This window comes from Natronobacterium texcoconense (assembly GCF_900104065.1).
GTDB lineage: Archaea > Halobacteriota > Halobacteria > Halobacteriales > Natrialbaceae > Natronobacterium > Natronobacterium texcoconense.
Map to the genome: position 1 here is coordinate 344130 of NZ_FNLC01000002.1, position 17437 is coordinate 361566.

At 64.5% G+C, this 17437-nt stretch carries 21 protein-coding genes; 9 read left to right on the forward strand and 12 right to left on the reverse strand.

Translation table 11 applies throughout. From position 1 onward, the window contains the following. Window positions 1-145 precede the first annotated feature (145 nt). Window positions 146-385, forward strand: a complete 240-nt coding sequence (locus tag BLR35_RS09095) for a hypothetical protein (RefSeq protein WP_090380721.1) — start codon at window positions 146-148, stop codon at window positions 383-385. Beyond that, window positions 382-735, forward strand: coding sequence for a type II toxin-antitoxin system PemK/MazF family toxin (locus BLR35_RS09100; RefSeq protein WP_090380724.1), 354 nt, complete (start codon window positions 382-384; stop codon window positions 733-735). Before BLR35_RS09095 ends, BLR35_RS09100 begins: the two co-directional genes overlap by 4 nt. Window positions 736-1020: 285 nt before the next feature. Here the strand turns inward: BLR35_RS09100 and BLR35_RS09105 are convergent, their stop codons facing one another. Together BLR35_RS09105 and BLR35_RS09110 are read right to left on the reverse strand one after the other, a co-directional pair. Next, window positions 1021-1341, reverse strand: coding sequence for a chorismate mutase (locus tag BLR35_RS09105; RefSeq protein ID WP_090380727.1), 321 nt, complete (start codon window positions 1339-1341; stop codon window positions 1021-1023). 2 nt (window positions 1342-1343) lie between these two features. Then, window positions 1344-2216: a shikimate kinase gene (locus BLR35_RS09110; protein ID WP_090380731.1), complete on the reverse strand. Its 873-nt coding sequence runs from the start codon at window positions 2214-2216 to the stop codon at window positions 1344-1346. A 93-nt stretch (window positions 2217-2309) separates the two neighbouring features. Between BLR35_RS09110 and BLR35_RS09115 the strand changes: the two genes are divergently transcribed. Together BLR35_RS09115 and BLR35_RS09120 are read left to right on the forward strand one after the other, a co-directional pair. Further along, window positions 2310-2744 carry a DUF5796 family protein gene (locus BLR35_RS09115; RefSeq protein WP_090382886.1) on the forward strand — a complete coding sequence of 145 codons (435 nt, stop codon included), beginning with the start codon at window positions 2310-2312 and terminating at the stop codon, window positions 2742-2744. A gap of 1 nt (window position 2745) precedes the next feature. After that, the gene (locus BLR35_RS09120) at window positions 2746-2988 is read left to right on the forward strand and encodes a DUF7508 domain-containing protein (protein WP_090380734.1); all 243 of its coding nucleotides are present in this window, start codon (window positions 2746-2748) and stop codon (window positions 2986-2988) included. On the opposite strand, the gene BLR35_RS21110 is transcribed toward BLR35_RS09120, so the two are convergent. After that, window positions 2989-3123, reverse strand: coding sequence for a DUF7128 family protein (locus BLR35_RS21110; RefSeq protein ID WP_280139361.1), 135 nt, complete (start codon window positions 3121-3123; stop codon window positions 2989-2991). It lies immediately after the preceding gene. Between the two features lie 127 nt (window positions 3124-3250). On the opposite strand from BLR35_RS21110, the gene BLR35_RS09125 reads away from it, so the two are divergent. Then, window positions 3251-5461 carry an AAA family ATPase gene (locus BLR35_RS09125; protein WP_090380737.1) on the forward strand — a complete coding sequence of 737 codons (2211 nt, stop codon included), beginning with the start codon at window positions 3251-3253 and terminating at the stop codon, window positions 5459-5461. Here the strand turns inward: BLR35_RS09125 and BLR35_RS09130 are convergent. The 4 genes from BLR35_RS09130 to BLR35_RS09145 all read right to left on the reverse strand — a co-directional run bounded on the left by BLR35_RS09130 (window position 5458) and on the right by BLR35_RS09145 (window position 10154). Beyond that, window positions 5458-6162 carry a protein sorting system archaetidylserine decarboxylase gene (locus BLR35_RS09130; protein WP_090380740.1) on the reverse strand — a complete coding sequence of 235 codons (705 nt, stop codon included), beginning with the start codon at window positions 6160-6162 and terminating at the stop codon, window positions 5458-5460. The genes BLR35_RS09125 and BLR35_RS09130 overlap by 4 nt on opposite strands. A gap of 75 nt (window positions 6163-6237) precedes the next feature. Continuing rightward, window positions 6238-6624 (reverse strand): response regulator, encoded by a 387-nt coding sequence (locus tag BLR35_RS09135; protein ID WP_090380743.1) that lies wholly within the window; start codon window positions 6622-6624, stop codon window positions 6238-6240. 111 nt (window positions 6625-6735) lie between these two features. After that, on the reverse strand, window positions 6736-9576 hold the full coding sequence (locus BLR35_RS09140) for a DEAD/DEAH box helicase (protein WP_090380746.1): 2841 nt from the start codon (window positions 9574-9576) through the stop codon (window positions 6736-6738). Window positions 9577-9650: 74 nt separating this feature from the next. Next, the gene (locus tag BLR35_RS09145; protein ID WP_090380748.1) at window positions 9651-10154 is read right to left on the reverse strand and encodes a hypothetical protein; all 504 of its coding nucleotides are present in this window, start codon (window positions 10152-10154) and stop codon (window positions 9651-9653) included. Window positions 10155-10442: 288 nt separating this feature from the next. On the opposite strand from BLR35_RS09145, the gene BLR35_RS09150 reads away from it, so the two are divergent. Further along, a complete protein-coding gene (locus tag BLR35_RS09150) occupies window positions 10443-11351 on the forward strand; it encodes a PGF-CTERM sorting domain-containing protein (RefSeq protein ID WP_090382889.1) in 909 nt (302 codons plus the stop codon). A gap of 80 nt (window positions 11352-11431) precedes the next feature. After that, the gene (locus BLR35_RS09155; protein ID WP_090380750.1) at window positions 11432-11653 is read left to right on the forward strand and encodes a DUF8149 family protein; all 222 of its coding nucleotides are present in this window, start codon (window positions 11432-11434) and stop codon (window positions 11651-11653) included. A 1-nt stretch (window position 11654) separates the two neighbouring features. On the opposite strand, the gene BLR35_RS20660 is transcribed toward BLR35_RS09155, so the two are convergent. Continuing rightward, on the reverse strand, window positions 11655-11807 hold the full coding sequence (locus BLR35_RS20660; protein ID WP_170831001.1) for a hypothetical protein: 153 nt from the start codon (window positions 11805-11807) through the stop codon (window positions 11655-11657). A gap of 114 nt (window positions 11808-11921) precedes the next feature. Here BLR35_RS20660 and BLR35_RS20665 point away from each other — a divergent pair, with 114 nt between their 5' ends. Both BLR35_RS20665 and BLR35_RS09160 read left to right on the forward strand, forming a co-directional pair. Continuing rightward, window positions 11922-12086: a hypothetical protein gene (locus BLR35_RS20665; protein ID WP_170831002.1), complete on the forward strand. Its 165-nt coding sequence runs from the start codon at window positions 11922-11924 to the stop codon at window positions 12084-12086. 58 nt (window positions 12087-12144) lie between these two features. Beyond that, window positions 12145-12483 (forward strand): hypothetical protein, encoded by a 339-nt coding sequence (locus tag BLR35_RS09160; RefSeq protein ID WP_090380753.1) that lies wholly within the window; start codon window positions 12145-12147, stop codon window positions 12481-12483. Between the two features lie 8 nt (window positions 12484-12491). Here BLR35_RS09160 and BLR35_RS09165 read toward each other — a convergent pair whose 3' ends face one another. Genes BLR35_RS09165 through BLR35_RS09180 form a run of 4 tightly spaced genes read right to left on the reverse strand, consistent with a single transcriptional unit; the run spans window position 12492 to window position 17349 of the window. Continuing rightward, window positions 12492-12962, reverse strand: a complete 471-nt coding sequence (locus BLR35_RS09165) for a hypothetical protein (protein WP_090380756.1) — start codon at window positions 12960-12962, stop codon at window positions 12492-12494. Window positions 12963-13019: 57 nt separating this feature from the next. Then, complete coding sequence (locus BLR35_RS09170; RefSeq protein ID WP_090380760.1) at window positions 13020-15506, reverse strand: DEAD/DEAH box helicase; 2487 nt, start codon at window positions 15504-15506, stop codon at window positions 13020-13022. A 1-nt stretch (window position 15507) separates the two neighbouring features. Beyond that, window positions 15508-16950, reverse strand: coding sequence for a ribonuclease H-like domain-containing protein (locus BLR35_RS09175; protein ID WP_090380763.1), 1443 nt, complete (start codon window positions 16948-16950; stop codon window positions 15508-15510). Window positions 16951-17001: 51 nt separating this feature from the next. Beyond that, complete coding sequence (locus tag BLR35_RS09180) at window positions 17002-17349, reverse strand: thioredoxin family protein (protein WP_090380766.1); 348 nt, start codon at window positions 17347-17349, stop codon at window positions 17002-17004. Between the last annotated feature and the right edge of the window lie 88 nt (window positions 17350-17437).

Here is a 17437-nt window from a genome sequence, read left to right on the forward strand (position 1 = left end):
ACGCGAATTATATGCTGTGTGCTACCGGTTCTCTCGCTGCTCAACCTTGTTCAGGGAGATGAAATCCATGGTACGACTCACAGAAAACATGAGGCGTGGGTAATAGTGGGCAACATTTATCCAGCAGCGGAATATAGTTGAGAACATGACCAAAGTGGATGCGCGAGACCTCCAGACCAATGAGACCGACGACCGAGGACGAATCTATCTCGGAACGGAGTACGCGAACAAGCGCGTAACCGTCGCTGTCGTTGAGGTCGAATCCGACCATCCTGACGAGGACGAATTGGCCGCCGCCTACCGCGAGGCTTCTGGGAGTGCAGAAGAACTTGCGGAAGAGTGGGACGACACGTCGGATGAAGCGTGGGGCGGGCTGGATGAATGAGCGAGAATACAGAGGTTCGTCGCGGTGACGTTATTATCGTTCGACTCGATCCTGCAGAAGGCCACGAGATGAAGAAAACCCGTCCCGCAGTGGTTGTCCAGAACGACGTTGGGAACAAAAATGCCAGTACGACTATCGTTGCACCTGTGACGGGAACGTATCGAGGCTATCCGTTCGAGGTCCACGTCGAAGCGGCGGAGTCACCGCTCGAGAAAGATTCCTCGATCCGCCTCGACCAGATACGTGTCGTCTCCATCGAAAAACGGATTCACTCGGTGCTTGGAAGCCTCGACACAGAGACGATGGAGGTAGTGGACGAAGCGTTGAAATTGAGTCTTGGACTGGACTGACGTATCTGCTGTGATCAGTATATCTGAGGCGTTACCACTGCGGTCGAGCACAAGCGGTGCATCCGCAAGCGACCATCGGGAGCGAGCGGCCTTTTCCATCGAAGTTTTTGCGCGAGTGGTTCGCCGTAGGCGAACCCGACGCGGAAAAAGTTCGCACGTGTAGTGTCCGCTGGCTCCGGTGATCGGTCTACTGCTCAAACCATTCGATACGAATCAACTCAACAGCAACCGAAAAATCTCTGAGCGCTGTTTGGGTGGTACACGCGCTCAGAAACCTACTTAGTGCTATCTACTATCCCTTTGCTCGACCTTGTTCAGTTCGATCAACAGCCGGAAGATCGCCTTCACGAGGTTCGCATCGACGTCGAACCGTTCGGCGTTCTCGCCCGCACGATCCATCACCTGCTGTTCCTGTTCCTCGTCGGTCGTCGGCAGATCCTTCTCGTCTTTGACCTGGGCGATCGTGTCCGCGACGTAGGTTCGCTGGGCGATCAACTCGACAATTTCGCGATCGATCGATTGGATCTCCTCACGAAGTTCGTCGAGGGACATCTCGTCGGGCGTTCGTTGATCCGGTTCCTCGTCGGGAGTAGAATCTCGAGTCATAGTTATTGCGTGTGCGTTCCGTCCGTTCTCGTCTCCAGTAACCGTGTCGTTCCGTCGCGTTCGCCCCATCGGTTCCGTACGTCCTCGAGCGTTCGTTCGTCACCGACGGCGACGTAACTCGGTCCCGTCCCGGACAGCGAGACGCCGTCGACGTCGGGCATGGCGTCGATCATCGGTCCCGTCGAGAACTCGAGTGCGCCGGCGAACGCGAAGCCGTTGACGGTCATCGCTTCGCCGTAGCGACCCTCGAGTGCGAGTTCTTCGACTAGTTCGGCCATCGGCGCGATCCGTTCGCAGGCGGAGACGTCGGCGTCGGCGCTGAACGACTGTTCCGGCGGCGTGTAGACCAGTGCCGACCAGTCGAGTTCGTCGCGGGCGAGCAACTCGTCGTCGGTGTTGTCGGTGACGGTGACGCCACCGAGCATGCTCGCGCTGGCGTCGTCGAACGCGCCGGTGACCGTTACACCCGCGTCGCGGGCCGCCTGTACTCCGAGTCGGCAGGCCTCGATCCGTTCGACCGAGTCGGCGACGCCGAGCGCCTCGAGCGTCGCGAGTACCGTCGCGTTGGCCGCGGCGCTCGAGCTTTTGAGGCCGGAGGCCATCGGGACCTCGCTTTCGGTTCGGACGTGAGCGCCCACGTTCGCGGGTTCGAGACCGGCTTCGTCCGCGTACTCGTCGATCGCCATCGCTGCACAGCGTTCGACGAGCGTCGTATCGGCGTCGGGCTGGTCGGCGACCTCGCCGACGACGTCGCCGTCGTCGGTGAGTTCGACCGTGGCTGTCGTCTCGAGGTCGATCGCGAACGCGGAGCCGACTCCGGTCGCGAGCGCGTTGAGTACCGTCCCGGCTGCAGGAGCAACGGCGCGGCCGTCCATATTCGTACACTGGTGAACGGATACTTACGGCTGACGGTCGACGCAACGGAGGAGAACGCACCGCTTTTCCCCGATCCGGTCGAACGTCGGCGTATGGCTACTCGCAGTAACGTCGCCCCGAGTACGATCGGCGTCGACCTCGTCGACGGCGGCGTCGTCGTCCAGTATCTCGACGGGCGCGAGGTCTTCTACCACGGCCCGCCAGAACCCGTCGAGGGAGCGATCACCACGCCGCCCGGCAAAGACGTCCACGTGCTCGTCACCGAACCAGACGGCGTCGAGGGTGTGATGACCTACGTCAACGACCGCAACACCCACGACGAGATCCTCGAGACGACCGGCGTGGGTCGGGTCATGCTCGAAGAAAACGACGAAGAGGTCCTGTTTCCGGGTGTAACGGTCTCGACGGAGGCCTATTCGATCCGCATCGAGGCCGATCTCGAGACCGTCGACGGCCGGGTGTTCGTCTTTGCGGAGGACGAACTGAGCGAACACGCCTACGAACTGGTCGAGTCGGACGGGGAGTAGGATGCCGCTGCAGAAACCCTGGCGGGATCTCGACCGCGAGACCGTCGCGAGCGCACCCGATCGACCGGGCGTCTACGAACTCGGCGACGCGGACGGGACCGTCCTCTCTATCGATCACGGCGTGTTGCAGGACGAACTCAAGACGGCGCTGGCCTACGGCGATGGCGAACGGGTGCGCTGGACCGAGGCTCACACGCTGGATCAGGCCGAAGAACTCGCGAGCGAGCACCGCGAACGCCTCTGATCATTGAATGTAAGAGGGATCGGTGTCGTCACACCGTTTCTCGTGTTCGGCCGCGTCGGACTGCTCGTCGAAGAGCAACCCACAGTTTTCACACTCGTACCACGTGGCGTCGTCCCGCTCGGTCTGGACGACCATATCCACGGATGGTCGCGCGGACGCAAATGCGTTTCTCCGGCACGATTCGACCTCTTCGAGCGAAGCGACGTGACACTGCAGCCGAACGAGGACAACCCTCAAGACGGGTGGCCCAGAACTACCCGGTATGAGTGGATCGGACGCGGACTCGAGCGACGGCGTGTCGCTGACGGTCCAGGCCGCGGAGAAGCGAGACGCCGGACGTGGCGTCGCACGGATCCCCGAGATAGCACGCCGGCAACTCGGCGTCCTGAGCGGCGATACGGTCGTCATCGAGGGCGAAGAACGGACTGTCGCGAAGATGTGGCCGGCCGACCCGTCGGTCTCGGAAAACGTGGTCCAGATCGACGCCGACACCCGCGCCAACGCGGGCGTCCACGTCGGCGACACCGTCACCGTTCGGACGAAAGACAAGTCCGCGATCGGGGACGCCGACCGGGTGACGCTGCTTGCGCCGCCGTCGCTCTCCGACAGCGAACGCAAGGTCGCGAAACGGAAAGCGACCGAGAAACTCCGGAACCGACCGGTTCGAGCCGGTGAACAGATCCGAATCGAGGGCGTCGGTCAGGCACCGTTCAAGGTCGTCGATACGGATCCCGACGGCGACGTCGGTATCTCGAGCGGAACGACGATCCGGATCGTCAGCAGGGACGGCGGCTCGCTTTCGGCTTCGGGGTCGGGAAGGACCGAGGGCACTGGAGATGGGACGTCGACGTCCGCCAGCGGGCCCGAGGTCGAGGAAAGCGAGGGAGCGGGTTCCGGCGTCACCTACGAGGACATCGGTGGGTTAGACGAGGAACTCGAACTGGTCCGGGAGATGATCGAACTCCCGCTGTCGGAGCCCGAACTCTTCCAGCGGCTGGGCGTCGAACCTCCCTCGGGAGTGCTCCTCTACGGACCGCCCGGCACCGGGAAGACGCTGATCGCCCGCGCGGTTGCCAACGAGGTGGACGCTCACTTCGAGACGATTTCGGGCCCCGAGATCATGTCGAAGTACAAGGGCGAAAGCGAGGAGCGCCTGCGCGAGGTCTTCGAGGCGGCCGAGGCGAACTCCCCGACGATCATCTTCTTCGACGAGATCGACTCGATCGCCGGTCAGCGCGACGACGAGGGTGACGCCGAAAACCGGATCGTCGGCCAGCTACTGACGCTGATGGACGGTCTCGATGCCCGCGAGGAAGTGATCGTCATCGGCGCAACCAACCGTGTCGACACGATCGATCCGGCACTACGGCGAGGCGGACGATTCGACCGCGAGATCCAGATCGGCGTCCCGGACGAGAAAGGGCGCAAGGAAATTCTCGAGGTTCACACCCGCGGTATGCCGCTCGCAGACGACGTTAGCGTCGAGGGGATCGCTCGCCGGACCCACGGGTTCGTGGGCGCGGACCTCGATTCGGTCACGAGCGAGGCGGCGATGGCGGCGATCCGCGACCGGCCGACCGACACCGAGGACCGCGCGGAGTGGAACGGTGACCCGACCGTCGAGAAACGCCACTTCGACGAGGCGCTGGCGTCGGTCGAACCGTCCGCGATGCGGGAGTACGTCGCCGAATCGCCGGAGACCGACTTCACCGACGTCGGCGGCCTCGAGAACGCCAAATCGACCCTGCGGGAGTCCGTCGAGTGGCCGCTGACCTACGATCGGCTCTTCGAGGCAACCAACACTCAGCCGCCGTCGGGTGTCTTGCTGTACGGCCCACCAGGAACCGGGAAGACGTTGCTCGCTCGAGCCCTTGCCGGCGAGACGGACGTCAACTTCGTCCGGGTCGACGGCCCGGAGATAGTCGACCGCTACGTCGGGGAAAGCGAGAAGGCGATCCGAGAGGTATTCGAACGGGCTCGCCAGGCTGCACCGTCGATCGTCTTCTTCGACGAAATCGACGCTATCACGGCCGCTCGCGGCGAGGGACACGAGGTCACCGAACGCGTCGTCTCGCAACTGTTGACGGAACTGGACGGGATGCGCGAGAACCCGAACCTCGTCGTGCTGGCGGCGACGAACCGCAAGGACGCCATCGACCCCGCGCTGTTGCGTCCTGGTCGGCTCGATACCCACGTACTCGTCCCCGAACCGGACCGCGAGGCCCGCGAGAAGATCCTCGAGGTCCACGCTCGCGGCAAGCCGCTGGCCGAGGACGTCGACATCGCCGATCTCGCGGCGGAACTCGAGGGGTACACCGGTGCCGAACTCGAGGCGCTCGTCCGGAACGCCTCGATGAAGGCGATCCGCGAGGTGGCCGAGAAGTACGAACCGGACGAGGCGAACGAGAAAGCCAACGAGGTGGTCGTCGAACGCCGCCACCTCGAGGCGGCCCGCGATTCGGTCGACGTCTAGTTTTCGGCGTCTGTTTCGATCGGTTCGTCCTCGACGACCGGCGACTCGAGAACGACCGTCTCTCCTGCAGTCATCGAGTCGCCCTGTTCGACCGCGAGGTCGTCGATTTCGACAGACGGCGGGAAGAGAAGGTCGACGCGGCTACCGAAGGCGATGTGGCCGAGTCGGTCGCCCCGCTCGAGTTCGTCGCCGAGGTCGACGTAGGGGAAGATGCGGCGGGCGAACGCGCCGGCGATGAACGTGACCGTGGCGTCGCCGGTTGTGCCACCGTTGCCGTCGGCTCTGGTCTCGAGTTCGACGTCCGGCAGGTTCGGCGACTCCGCGTCCGTCTCGAGTTCGACGTGGACGCGTTCGTTCCGGTCGGACTCCTTCGAGAACGCGGGTCGATTAGCGCCGGAGACGTGTTCCAGATCGGTGACGGTGCCGGCGAACGGTGCACGGACGACGTGGACGTGCCAGACGTTCATGAAGACGCCGAGGCGGACGCGGTCGTCTTCCTCCCGGAGGACCGAGACCGTGCCGTCGGCGGGTGAGACGACGCCGGTCGGTGGCGGCGTCCGCTCGGGGTCGCGGAAAAACGCGAGTGTTCCGGCACCGAGCGCGAGCAACAGGAGGCTCGCGCCGACGCTGAACACGAAGGTAAACGGTGCAGCGAGCAGGGGGACGATGGCGTACTTCCAGCCCCCCGGCGCGACGTTCATACTCGAAGGGACGACGGCGAGTCGTATGGTCGTTACGGACGGGAAGAGAAGAGATCGGAGAGACGAGAGAGTCGGTCAGTTTACGGCCTCGATCGAGAGGCGAATGCGATTCGCGAAGACGTTCATGTCACCGGTCGCGTGATCGCTCTTGCTGACGAACGCGGTGACGCCCGCATCCTGGGCTTCTTCGACCAGCGGCTCGAGCGGGTTGCCGGTAAAGAGGACGAACGGGAGTTCGTCGGCGAGGTCCTGGAGGGAGGCTGCGAGTTCGATCCCACTTTCGTCGACGAGTTCGTAGCTCGCGATCACGCAGTCGAACGCGGTCGATTCGAACGCCGACCGAGCTTCCGCCGCTGTTGTCACCGTTTCGACATCGTATCCGTGTTCTGACTCTAACGTCTCACTGACGTGTTGGGTCATAAAATCGCTGTCGTCGACGAAAAGAACGGTATATGGTGACATTAGAAATACAACTCGCCCGGTTTCTTATAAATCGTTTGGCAACATGCATGTCAGCTTACGAACGGCCGTCGAACCGGCTGGTATCGCGGGTATCGGCACGGCCTAACTCGGTCAGTCCCAGAACGATTGCGTGCGCGCGTACTCGCGCTCCTTCGAGAGAATGTCCCGGTAGAACTCCGACTCGTCCTCCCGGAGTTTGTTGATAATCTGGGCCGCGTTGTGCGGACCGACACCGCGGGCTGCCATCGCGATCACAGCCTGCTTGCCGTGGCTCTGGACGAGACTTGCTGCCCGGTACGCCCGTTCGGTCATCTTCTCCTGGTCTTCGTCTTTCTCCTCGGCACGGACTGCCTGGACGACCTCGTCGGCCCACGGGTTCAACGATGCGATCCGGGTCGAGCCACACTCGGGGCACTCGGGCTGGTCACGAACTCGCTTGACTTTCGTCCTGACTTTCCAGTCCTTGCAGTGGGTACACAGCAGGATGACTCGGTCGTCCTTGATCCGTTCCCGGACCGTCTCGATGACGCTCGCATCCGCGTTCTCGGGAGCGAGCAGTTCCTTCCCCGACGAGGACCGACCGCCCTGCCCGACTGGCGTCCGCCCGCGGTGGGTCACGAGTTCGATCTCCCCCGACTGGATCCCCTCGAGAACCGCACTCGCGCGTTCGACGTCTAAGTCCTCGTGAAACACCTCACGGATCGACTCCTCGTACATCGGCGTGTCCTCGAGCGCAGCCAGCAGCCGCTCGTTCGAGATTCGGCCCGAACTCCCGCCCTGCCAGCGTTTGAGCGCGCCGAACTTCGCGGAAACCTGTGCGAGTCGGAACGCGAGGGCGTCGGAGTTTTTGAGTCCGAGTTCGACCATCGGCTCGACGTGGTCGGGGTCGGTCTCCTCTAACACCTCCAGGACGTCGCTGGTCGCGATCGAAGTCGGCACCTCGAGTTCGATCCGGTAGGGATCCGTCTCGAGGCCGACCGACGACCCGGCTCGCTGGCCAAGCAACGAGGAGAGCACCCGTCCCAGCGTCTCGTTCGCCGTATGGCCGTAGCAGGCGTTGACGACGATGGTCCGGCCCTGACGCTCGAGGACGATCCGGTCGGCCGTCGGCATCGGCGACTCGCTGTCGACGTGGCGCTCGAGTTGCTCGCAGGCCTCCGTGAGCGTGTACTCGTCGGCCGGGTAGCGACCTGCGAGTTCGCGGCCGACGGCGGTGGCGTCGGCACCTGTCTCTAACTGCGGCTGTGCCACGGCCCGAATATCGCCGACCTCCTGCGCTACTGCCGCAGGAACCGGAATCTCCTGACCGATCCAGGAGGGGACCTCCCCCGCGGGGTCCTCGATCGGGCTGACCTTCACCCGGGCTTCCTCGTCGTCGATCTCACTGATCCGCCACATCTCACCGCGCTGGACGAAGATCTCGCCGGGTTCGGCGAAGTTGACGACGAACCGTTCGTCCAGGGTCCCGATCTGGCCGCCGGAAGCGATGTCGTGGACCTCGTAGGTCTCCTCGTCGGGGATCATCGAGAGGTTCGAGTAGACGTACTGCCAGGTGCCGCCGCTGGTCTCGAGTCGATCCTCGCCCTCGTCGAGCCAGAGGATCCGATTTCGACTCAGTTCCGAGACGACCTCGCGGAACGTTTCCTCGGGAAGGTCGCGGAACGGATACGCCCGCGAGACAGTCTCGTAGGCCTCGCGAAGAGGGGTATCGCCGCGACTCTGGACGATCCCTGGGATCTGGTTCGCGACGACGTCTAAGCTCCCCTCGTGGATCGCTGCAGGTTCGACTTCGCCCGCGCGAGCGCGACGCGCGATGGCCAGCGCCTCGAAGGTGTCGTCGGGCCTGGTCGTCACGATGGTGCCGCTCGAGACCTCGTCCTGCCGGTGGCCCGCTCGTCCGATCCGCTGGAGGAGTCGCGTGACCTGGCGCGGACTCTGGTACTGGATCATGTGGTCGACGCTGCCGACGTCGATCCCGAGTTCCATAGAGGAGGTACAGAGCAGACCATCCAGCTCTCCCGCTTTGAACCGGTCCTCGACGTCGATCCGTGCCTCCTTCGAGAGCGATCCGTGGTGGACGCCGATCGGCAGGTCGAGTTCCTTGAACCGCGATCCCAGGGCTTCGGCGGTCTGGCGCGTATTGACGAAGATCAGCGTCGATTCGTGTGCCGCGACTATGTCGCGAATCAGCCGGACGTGACTCGCGGTGTCGGATTCGGTCATCAGCTTCCCCGCGAGTTGCTCGTCTTCTTCGGTGATCTCGGGTTCGCGAACCGTCACGTCGACGTTGCTCCCGACATCGATCTCGCGGATCTCGCAGGGGCGACCGCCGGTGAGAAAACCGCCGACCTCCTCGGGATCACCGACGGTCGCCGAGAGGCCGATCCGCTGGAACTCGCCCGCGAGGTCGCGCAGTCGCTCGAGGCCGATCGCGAGTTGCGCACCGCGTTTCGAGGCCGCGAGTTCGTGGACCTCGTCGATCACGACGTGGGAGACGTCCTGCAGGGCTTCGCGCAACCGTTCACCGGTCAACATCGCCTGCAGGGTTTCGGGCGTCGTCACGAGCACGTCCGGCGGGTTCTTCGCCTGCTTGCTGCGCTGGTAGTCGGTCGTGTCGCCGTGACGGACGTCGACCTCGAGGTCGAGATAGTCGCCCCACCACTCGAGGCGTTCGCGCATGTCGCGGTTGAGTGCCCGCAGCGGTGTGATGTAGAGTGCACTGAACCCCTCTGGTGGCCCTCCTTCTGCCACGAGGTCGTCGAAGACGGGCAACATCGCGGTCTCGGTCTTGCCACTCCCGGTGGGTGCTATCACGAGCGTGTTCTGCCCGGCGGCAAGCGGGGGGATCGCCAGTCGCTGTGGTGCAGTCGGCGTCGAGAAGCCGCGTTCGGAGAGCGCCCCACGAACCGTCGAACCGAGGTGCGTAAAGGCCGCGACGTCCCCGTCTGTCATCGATCCGGCCTAGGGGCGAGCGGCGCATAAGAGCCACGTTCCGCAACTCGCCAACGACGTCGTGTCCGAACCGATCACTCTCGTTCGTCTTCGTCTCCTTCGGCCTCAGTCTCGCCGTCGTCGACGAGTTCGTCGGCGACCTCATCGTCGACGGACATCTCGCCCGGTTCGGGAACGTCCTCGTTCGCTCGCTCCGCAATCTCTTCTGCCGACCGTTCTTCGTCCGTCATATCGACCGTCGTCTCCGCGTCATCGACGACGTCGGTGACGTCTTCAGTTTCCTCCTCGGTTTCAGTCTCCTCCCGGTCGCCGATCGGAATCGACTGGAACTCGCCCGAAACGGCGTCGGTCGTCCCCTCGCGCAGTTCCTCGGCCGTCGGTGTGCGGTCCTGAATCTCCTCGAGCGATGGAATAGAACGGTCGGTCACGTACCGCGAGACGAGGTACGCGACCGCGAGGACACCGAGCGCGAGAACGAACAGTTTTCGAGCGATTCCCGTCCGCGAACTCGAGTCGACCGACCCACTCGAGCGGGGCTCTGACGACTCCGCCTCTCGACTGCGAGATCGAATGCGCATCGGGACCCGTACACCCTCGAGGGGGAAGTCGATTGGGGTGGCAAACGTAGCGGAGCGAAAACGACGGGGTATGCCGTCCCTACTCGAGGGTACGCGGCTCATATATAGGGGCTGGTGACAGGTGGTTCGATACATGACAGGTAACGAACGACGACTGTCACACTTTCCGAACGACCGAGACGGTGCGACAACGGTTCGAGGTGATGAGACGTGACGCAATCCCACGGCGGACAGCCGCTTTTTACGGCGTTGTTTCTCGTCGTCCTCGGTACTGCCTTCCTCGTCGGGATGGTCGCAGTCGGAGCGGTCGCGGGGTCGCCTGCGGGCGATTCCATGCCGACCGCAGTCACGGCAGGTGAGGACCGGTCCGAGTTCGCTCCCACGGCGACGTTACAAAGCGGCGTCAGCGAGGAGGAGTTCGTCGAACCGGTGCCCGAGGAAGGCGATCCGTACTTCGAGGCGGAAGCGGACGACGGGAGCTGGATCAGCTACGTCAACCCGCGCGACGCGTACCGCAGTCCGTACCTCGGCGAAGGCTCGGGCAAACTCTGTGTCACGCTGTTAAACGAGAACGGTGATCCCGTCGTCGGCGAGAGCGTTCCCGGCACGACCGTGACGGTCGAGACCGGCGAGGAACTCGAGTGGCACAGCGATGCCGACCCGTTCGTCGTCGAGTACCCGCTACCCGAGAACTACGACCGCCCGCTCGACGCCGACCAGTTCGGCACGACCGACGACCTCCCACAGGGAGACGGCTACCTCGACTCACACTGTCTCGAGTGGCACGGACTCCCCGAGGACGAGACGGTCAACTACGGTGAGGTCGAGGTCGAAGGCGAGAACGCCGACGACGTCGAGGTCGTCGGGTACGTCCAGCAAGCCCACGATAGCTGGGACAGCGACGTCGATCCGATCGAGGCCGCCGAACCGTACGAGGAGGCGGGCGGCTGGACCTACTACGAGGGCGGCTCGCACGGTCAGGCCGTCGTCGTTCTCCAGCTCGACGGTGACGGCGACGCAACCGGCGGTGAAACCGACGATAGCGACGGGTCGGACGACTCGAGTTCCGACGATAACGGTGGAACCGACAGTTCGAACCCCGACGACACTGGCGCTGACGAAACGCCCGGCTTCGGCGCAGTCGCCGTCCTCGTCGCACTGCTCTCGGTGCTTGCTCTCCGCTCCCGGCCGGAGTAACGGTCCCTCCGTGGACGGGACTCACCGCAATGCCGCCGGAACCAATTAGGTTTTGACCGTCGCCTCGAGACATCCCATAAATGCCACCCAGTAATCCAGACGGGGACGAACCGCGCGTTCCGGTCGTCTGCCCCGACTGCGAGACGACCTCGCGGGTTCCGCTCTCCGATCTCGCCGACTCGATCGAGCGACACAACGACCAGCTACACGACGGCGAGGACGTCGCCGAAGTCGACCCAGACGTCGCCGACAGCCTCGCCGACCTTGTCGCAACCGACCTCGGCCTGCTCGAGGAAGAGTAGCCTACGGTTTCAGCAGCGAACGAATTCTCGAGACGAGCGACCGATCCGCGTCGTGATCGTCGGTCCGCCTGTCTCCGCTTCCGTCACGACGGGTGACGACGCCGTCCTCGTCCGGCTTGTCGTCGAGTCGAACGTCAGGTCGTTTGGAGTCCATACCAGTCGTTGCTCGTGGAGTACAGACAAGCACGTGCTTGCGAGTGAGCGGTCGCCGGCGCGAATCGTTTCCGTCGGCGCATTCTTTATCGCTTCTCGGCGAGACGCATCCCCTATGGCACGAGCAACGCACGACTGCGTCTGCGGTGCCGTCCTCCGATTCAAACAGGACATGGAGAAAGAACCGGGTACCGTCTCGCCGACCTGGCGCTGCAAGGACTGCGGGACGCAGATTCCGGGAACGGTCGCCGAGATGATCAGCCACCAGGACCCCTCCTGATCGCTTCCAGCGGTCGCGATCCCGTTCCTTCTTGACCGGGCGTCGATTAGACGAACGTATGACTTCGGACGATTCCGACCCAGAGGAGGAGACGACCCAGCGAGCGTCTCCGATGGGCTTCGAGAGCTTCGAACCCGGCCCCGACTGGTTCGAGGCCGACGACGAGGCGGTACTCGAGGTACTGCGGGAGAACCACAACTTCGCGCCGAGCCACGTCGACGAAGCGGGCGTCTGTCGCGGCCGAGACGCCGCCCACCGCTGTCGCGTCCTCGCGGATCACGGACTTCTGAAGAAAGTCGCGACCGGCATGTACGATATCACCGACCTCGGCGAGCAGTTGCTCGACGGCGAGATCGAACCAATGGATCTGCCGGACGCCGAAGAGGACGACTCCTGAGCCAGCCGTCACTCCCGAACGGCCCGTATCCGTTCCAGGGACTCCTCCGAGAAGTTGCGTTCCATCAGCGGAACGTCGTACTCGTAACACCAGTACGTCACGAGCGACGGATGGACGCCGGTGAGTAGGCCGATCCACCACAGCGTCCGCTCTCGCTCCCAGAACAGTTCCTCGAGTCGGTCGCGGTCCGGACGCCGGTCGACGAGCGAACGGTATTCGCCATCCGCCTCGTCATCACCTGGTGTGATGATCCCTTCTTTCTCCAGTAGATACGCGGTGACGAACGGTTCTCCGAGACTGGGGACGGTCCGGTCGACGTCCTCGGCGTACAGCGCGTCGTGGATCGTTTTCACCGCTTCGTACGGGTCGGCATCGTACACTTCGTCCTGCAGTCGCTCGACGTGCGTCGTGACTTCGTCGGCTGGAGGACCGGTCGCTTCTTCGACGGTTTCCCACTGAACTGGGTCGAATTTACCCATCTCTCCACAAAGTATAGCCTATCACATAAATATTGTCTGCTCAACACTTCTCACCGATCAGGACACCGACGCCGGCGGCCGTCGTTTCTCGGATTCATCCGTTGCAGTCGTCGCCTCCTCCTCGAGCGTCTCCTCACCCAGCAACGCGTCGATCACGTCCGTCGCCGCTGGCCCGTACAGCGGTCGATTGTCGTTTCCACAGCGGTCGTCCATCAGACAGGCGGGACAGCCCTCGTCGCGACCGCAGTCGCAGTCGACGATCAGTTCTCGAGCACGTCGGGCGACCGCCTCGTACTCCTCGTAGATCCGCCGCGAGAAGCCGACGCCGCCCTCGACGCCGTCGTAGATGAACCACCCGCTCGTATCGGGCGTCTCGGGGAGGCGGTTGGTCGCCAGTCCGCCGAGATCGTTCGCGTCGACGGTCAACTCGAGCGGCGTGACGCCGATCATGGCGTGTTCGATGGCGTGGATGCCACCGAGGTAGCCGTGCAGTCGCGGCGGCAGGTCCTCACACTCCTCGTTGTGGTACTCCGAATGGGCCTCCGTTACGGCCCGCTCGACGTCGGTGGGAACCTCCGCCCAGCATAGTTGGGTTCGCATCTCGAGCGGCCCCAGTCCCGTCTCGAGGCCGATAGCGCGAACGTCGCCGGTGTCGATCTCGCGTCTGGTGTACGTGGGATAGCGGACCGTCACCGTGCCATAGCCCCAGTTGAGCCGGAAGCCGCTCTCGAGTTCCCGCGACTCGTGAACCTCGGTGTCGTAGATCGCAACCTGGCGCTGTGACTGGGTGTAGTAGTCGACGTCGACCGGCTCGAGTTTGACGTACGGCTGTGGCCTGTCCTCCCTGAACTCCCGGACCTCGTACTGGTCGCCCTGGTAGAGCACCGTCGCTCCCACGTGGTAGTCCCGATAGGCCCGTGCCTTCCCGATGGGCTCGTGATCGATCGTCTCGTCGCCGGCCACCCTGACCTCGACGGAGTTCCCGCCGGAGGCGTAGATGTCCACCTCGTTCTGCGGACGGTCGCGTCGAGCGTAGGTCACGCCGCCCTCGATCGATCCCTCGAGGTCGCCAGTCCGATGGCCGTACTCGACGGCTCGCTCGAGTCGCTCCAGGCCGCCGAGGAGGTCGGCGTCGTCGCGGGTGACGGGCAACTCCTGGGCGGCACAGCGGAGGTGCTCGAGGAAAACCGGGTTGTTCGCGAGGTCGACGACGGCGTCCTCGGGGTCGCCCTCGAGGAGGTACTCCGGGTGGTTGCAGACGTACTGGTCGAGGGTCGCGTGATCCGGGACGAAGACGGAGAGGGCGTCGCGGCGGCCACGCCCCGAGCGACCGATCCGCTGCCAGAAGGAGCTCCGGGAGCCAGGATACCCCATCAGGACGGTGCCGTCGATACCGCCGACGTCGATTCCGACCTCGAGGGCGCTGGTGGTCGCGACGCCGTCGAGTTGCCCGGATTTGAGTCGGCGTTCGGTCTCGCGGCGTGATTCCTTGCCGTGGCCGGCGTTGTACGGCTCGAGATCGACCCCTCCGTGGTAGGGAAGCGTCGGATTCGCCACGTAGTCGGTCGCCCGGTCGACGGCCAGTTCCGTCTGTTTGCGCGAGTCACAGAACAGCAACGACGGGACGCCGTGATAACAGCAGTGCGCCCACAGCTCCGGTCCCTCGACGGTGGCGGGACGTTTGCTCGGTAGGGCGTCGTCGCCGTCCTCGTTTCCGTCGCCACTACTCCCGTCGTCGGACGGCGGCTCCCAGAATACGAGGTGTCTGCGGCCGTTCGGCGAGCCGTCCTCGTCGACCACCGTCGCCGGTTCGCCCGTCAGCGCCTGCGCGTGGTCGCCCGGATTTCCGATGGTCGCACTCGTCAGCACGTACTGAGGGTCGCCGCCGTACCAGTCGATCACGCGCTGAGCCCTACGGAGAATCCAGGCTGCGTGCATGCCGCTGATCCCCGTCCACGAGTGGGCTTCGTCGACGACGATCAGGTCACAGTTCGCGTGAAAGCGGGCCCAGCGGTGGTGTCCCTCGAGGTACTGGTTCAACCCCGCGACGTTCGTGATGACGACGTTTGCCTCCTCGCGGATTCGAGACTTGTCCTCCGCGCTCGTATCGCCGTCGTAGACCCCGACGGTGACGTCAAGCGCCAGTTCGTCGAACAGGTCCTCGAGTTCCCGTTCCTGGTCGCGGCTGAGTGCCTTCGTCGGGTAGACGATCAGCGCACGCACCTCTGGGTTCTCGAGTGCGCGGCGAGCGATCTCGAGCCCGTAGACGTAGGTCTTCCCGGAGGACGTAGAGGTCGCGACACAGACGTTCTCACCGTCGGCGAGCGCCTCGAGCGCCTCGGCCTGGTGGCTCCAGGGGTCGACTGCGAGCCGGGCCGCCAGCTCCGCCGGGAGGACGGTTTCGGCGGGGACGTGGTTGGCCGACTGCGAAGGAAGCGTGATTCGTTCCTCGAGCTGTCCGCTGTAGCGCTCACGCGGGTAGCTCTCCCGGAGTTCGTCGCCGGTGAGCGCGAGGTCGTCGGTAGCGTCGTGATCGGTATCCATGCTAGAAGTCGGTCAGGCCGGTCTGGGTGGTTCCGTGGTCGTCTGTCGATTCCGTTCGAGCGGGCTCCGGATCGGCTTCCTCGATGGCCTCGTGGACGGCGGCCAGTTCGCGAATGTCGGCCTCACAGTAGCGGCGGGCGCGGTTCCAGTCGACGTCCTCGTCGTCGCTCGAGGACTCGAGCAGCCGCCGAATCCGTTTGCCGAGCGTCCGGCCGTCGATCGGTTCCGCGTCGCGTTCCTCGACGCGGCCGAGTGCCGTGGCGACGTCCTCGAGGCGGTTCGTTCGACCGGGGAGGACGGCGTTGTCCCGCCGGACGGCCCAGTCGTAGAGGTCGTACTCGAACACGTCCTCGCGCCAGAACTCGTGGAAGGCGGGCGCGTACTCGGCGACGAACCGCTCGAGGTGCTCGAAGTCGAACTCGTGGCCGTTCCAGGCGACCAGCGCGGGCCGGTCGTATTCGGCGGCCAGCCAGTCGACGAACTCCCGGGTTGCACGGCCAGGGTCGTCTTTCGACGGGGAGGTGTCGACGAAGTCGACGTACGCATCGCGAGCAGGGTCGTAGACGCCGATCAACCAGACGACAGTGGGATGCAGACCGTCCGTCTCGATGTCGACGAAAATCGGCGTTCGATCGGCGGGCGGGACGGGGTCCTCGGTCCGACGGACGACACGCCCGTCCACGAGCGCCCGCGCACTCTCGCGGATCGTCCGCGCCGTCGTGGTCCCAATCCCGCGTACCGACTCGAGGTCGTCGACCGACGCCTCGGCGACCGCCGCTCGACGGTCGTATCCCTGCTCTCGGAGTCGATCGGCCGTCGAGGGGCCGACGCCCTCGAGCGCCGTCAACCCGAACCGATCCGCAGGAACCGACGAGACGGCAACCGAACCGTCCTCTCCGCAGGTGAGACAGGCGAGTTCGGCCGAACCCGCGCGTCGAATCGGCCCGAGACCGCGAACCGGGAGGCGAACGCGCTCGCCGTCGACGATGGCGGTCCAGACGTGATCGTAGTTCGCCTCGAGCGCGCCGGTGAGAAACGTCGTCTCGGCCGATCGGATTCGAGCCTGATACCGGCCGATCGCGTCCCGTCCCTCGAGACCGACCTCGAGCGAGATACGATCCGTCTCGACCGTCAGGTCATCACAGACGACGTAGTCCGCGCCGGCCGGGGCCCGGTCCTCGAGTGCTGTCGTCGCGGTCGCGAAGACGACGGTCTGTCCCGCGACCGTCTCCGTTCGGAGGTCCTCGGCACCAGCGGCGTGGACGACAGAACCGTCGAACGATCGGCGGAGACGACTCGCGACCCGCGGATCGAAGCCGTCACGGACCACGTAGACGAGGTCAGGTCCGAAGTACGTGAGGAGGTCCTCGAGCGCCCGGTCGCTTCGCTCGGCCAGCGTCTCACACTGGACGGAAAGCAGGGTTACACCGCTACCGGCCGTCATAGCAGGGTGGTTCGACCGGGCGATGGTAAATGTTCGTACCTGGGACGAGTCTCACGCGTCCTCGGCGACGGCCTCGGGTGCGTGATCCTCGATGAAGCTGACGACCGCGTCGCCGCCGAGGAACCCGTCGGCGACCTCCCCGACCGGTTCGCCATCCCGGAACAGGACGAGCATCGGGACGGACCGGACCTCGAACGCCTCGAGCAGTTCGGGGTCGTCGCCGGGATTCGCCAGCCCCACGGGGATATCCGTCGACCGGGCGACGTTCCCGAGTACTGGCTCCATCGACTGGCACTTCGGGCAACCGCTCGTGTAGAGTTCGACGAGCGCCACGTCGTGGTCCGTGACGAACCGCTCGAGGTCCTCGCTGTCCTCGAGTCGGACGGGCTTCGGGCTCATACCCGACGTACGCGTCCAGTTCAGATACGGCTGACGGATGCGAACGGAAAACCGTTATAAAAAGGGCATTTATCGCCTGGGCACCTAG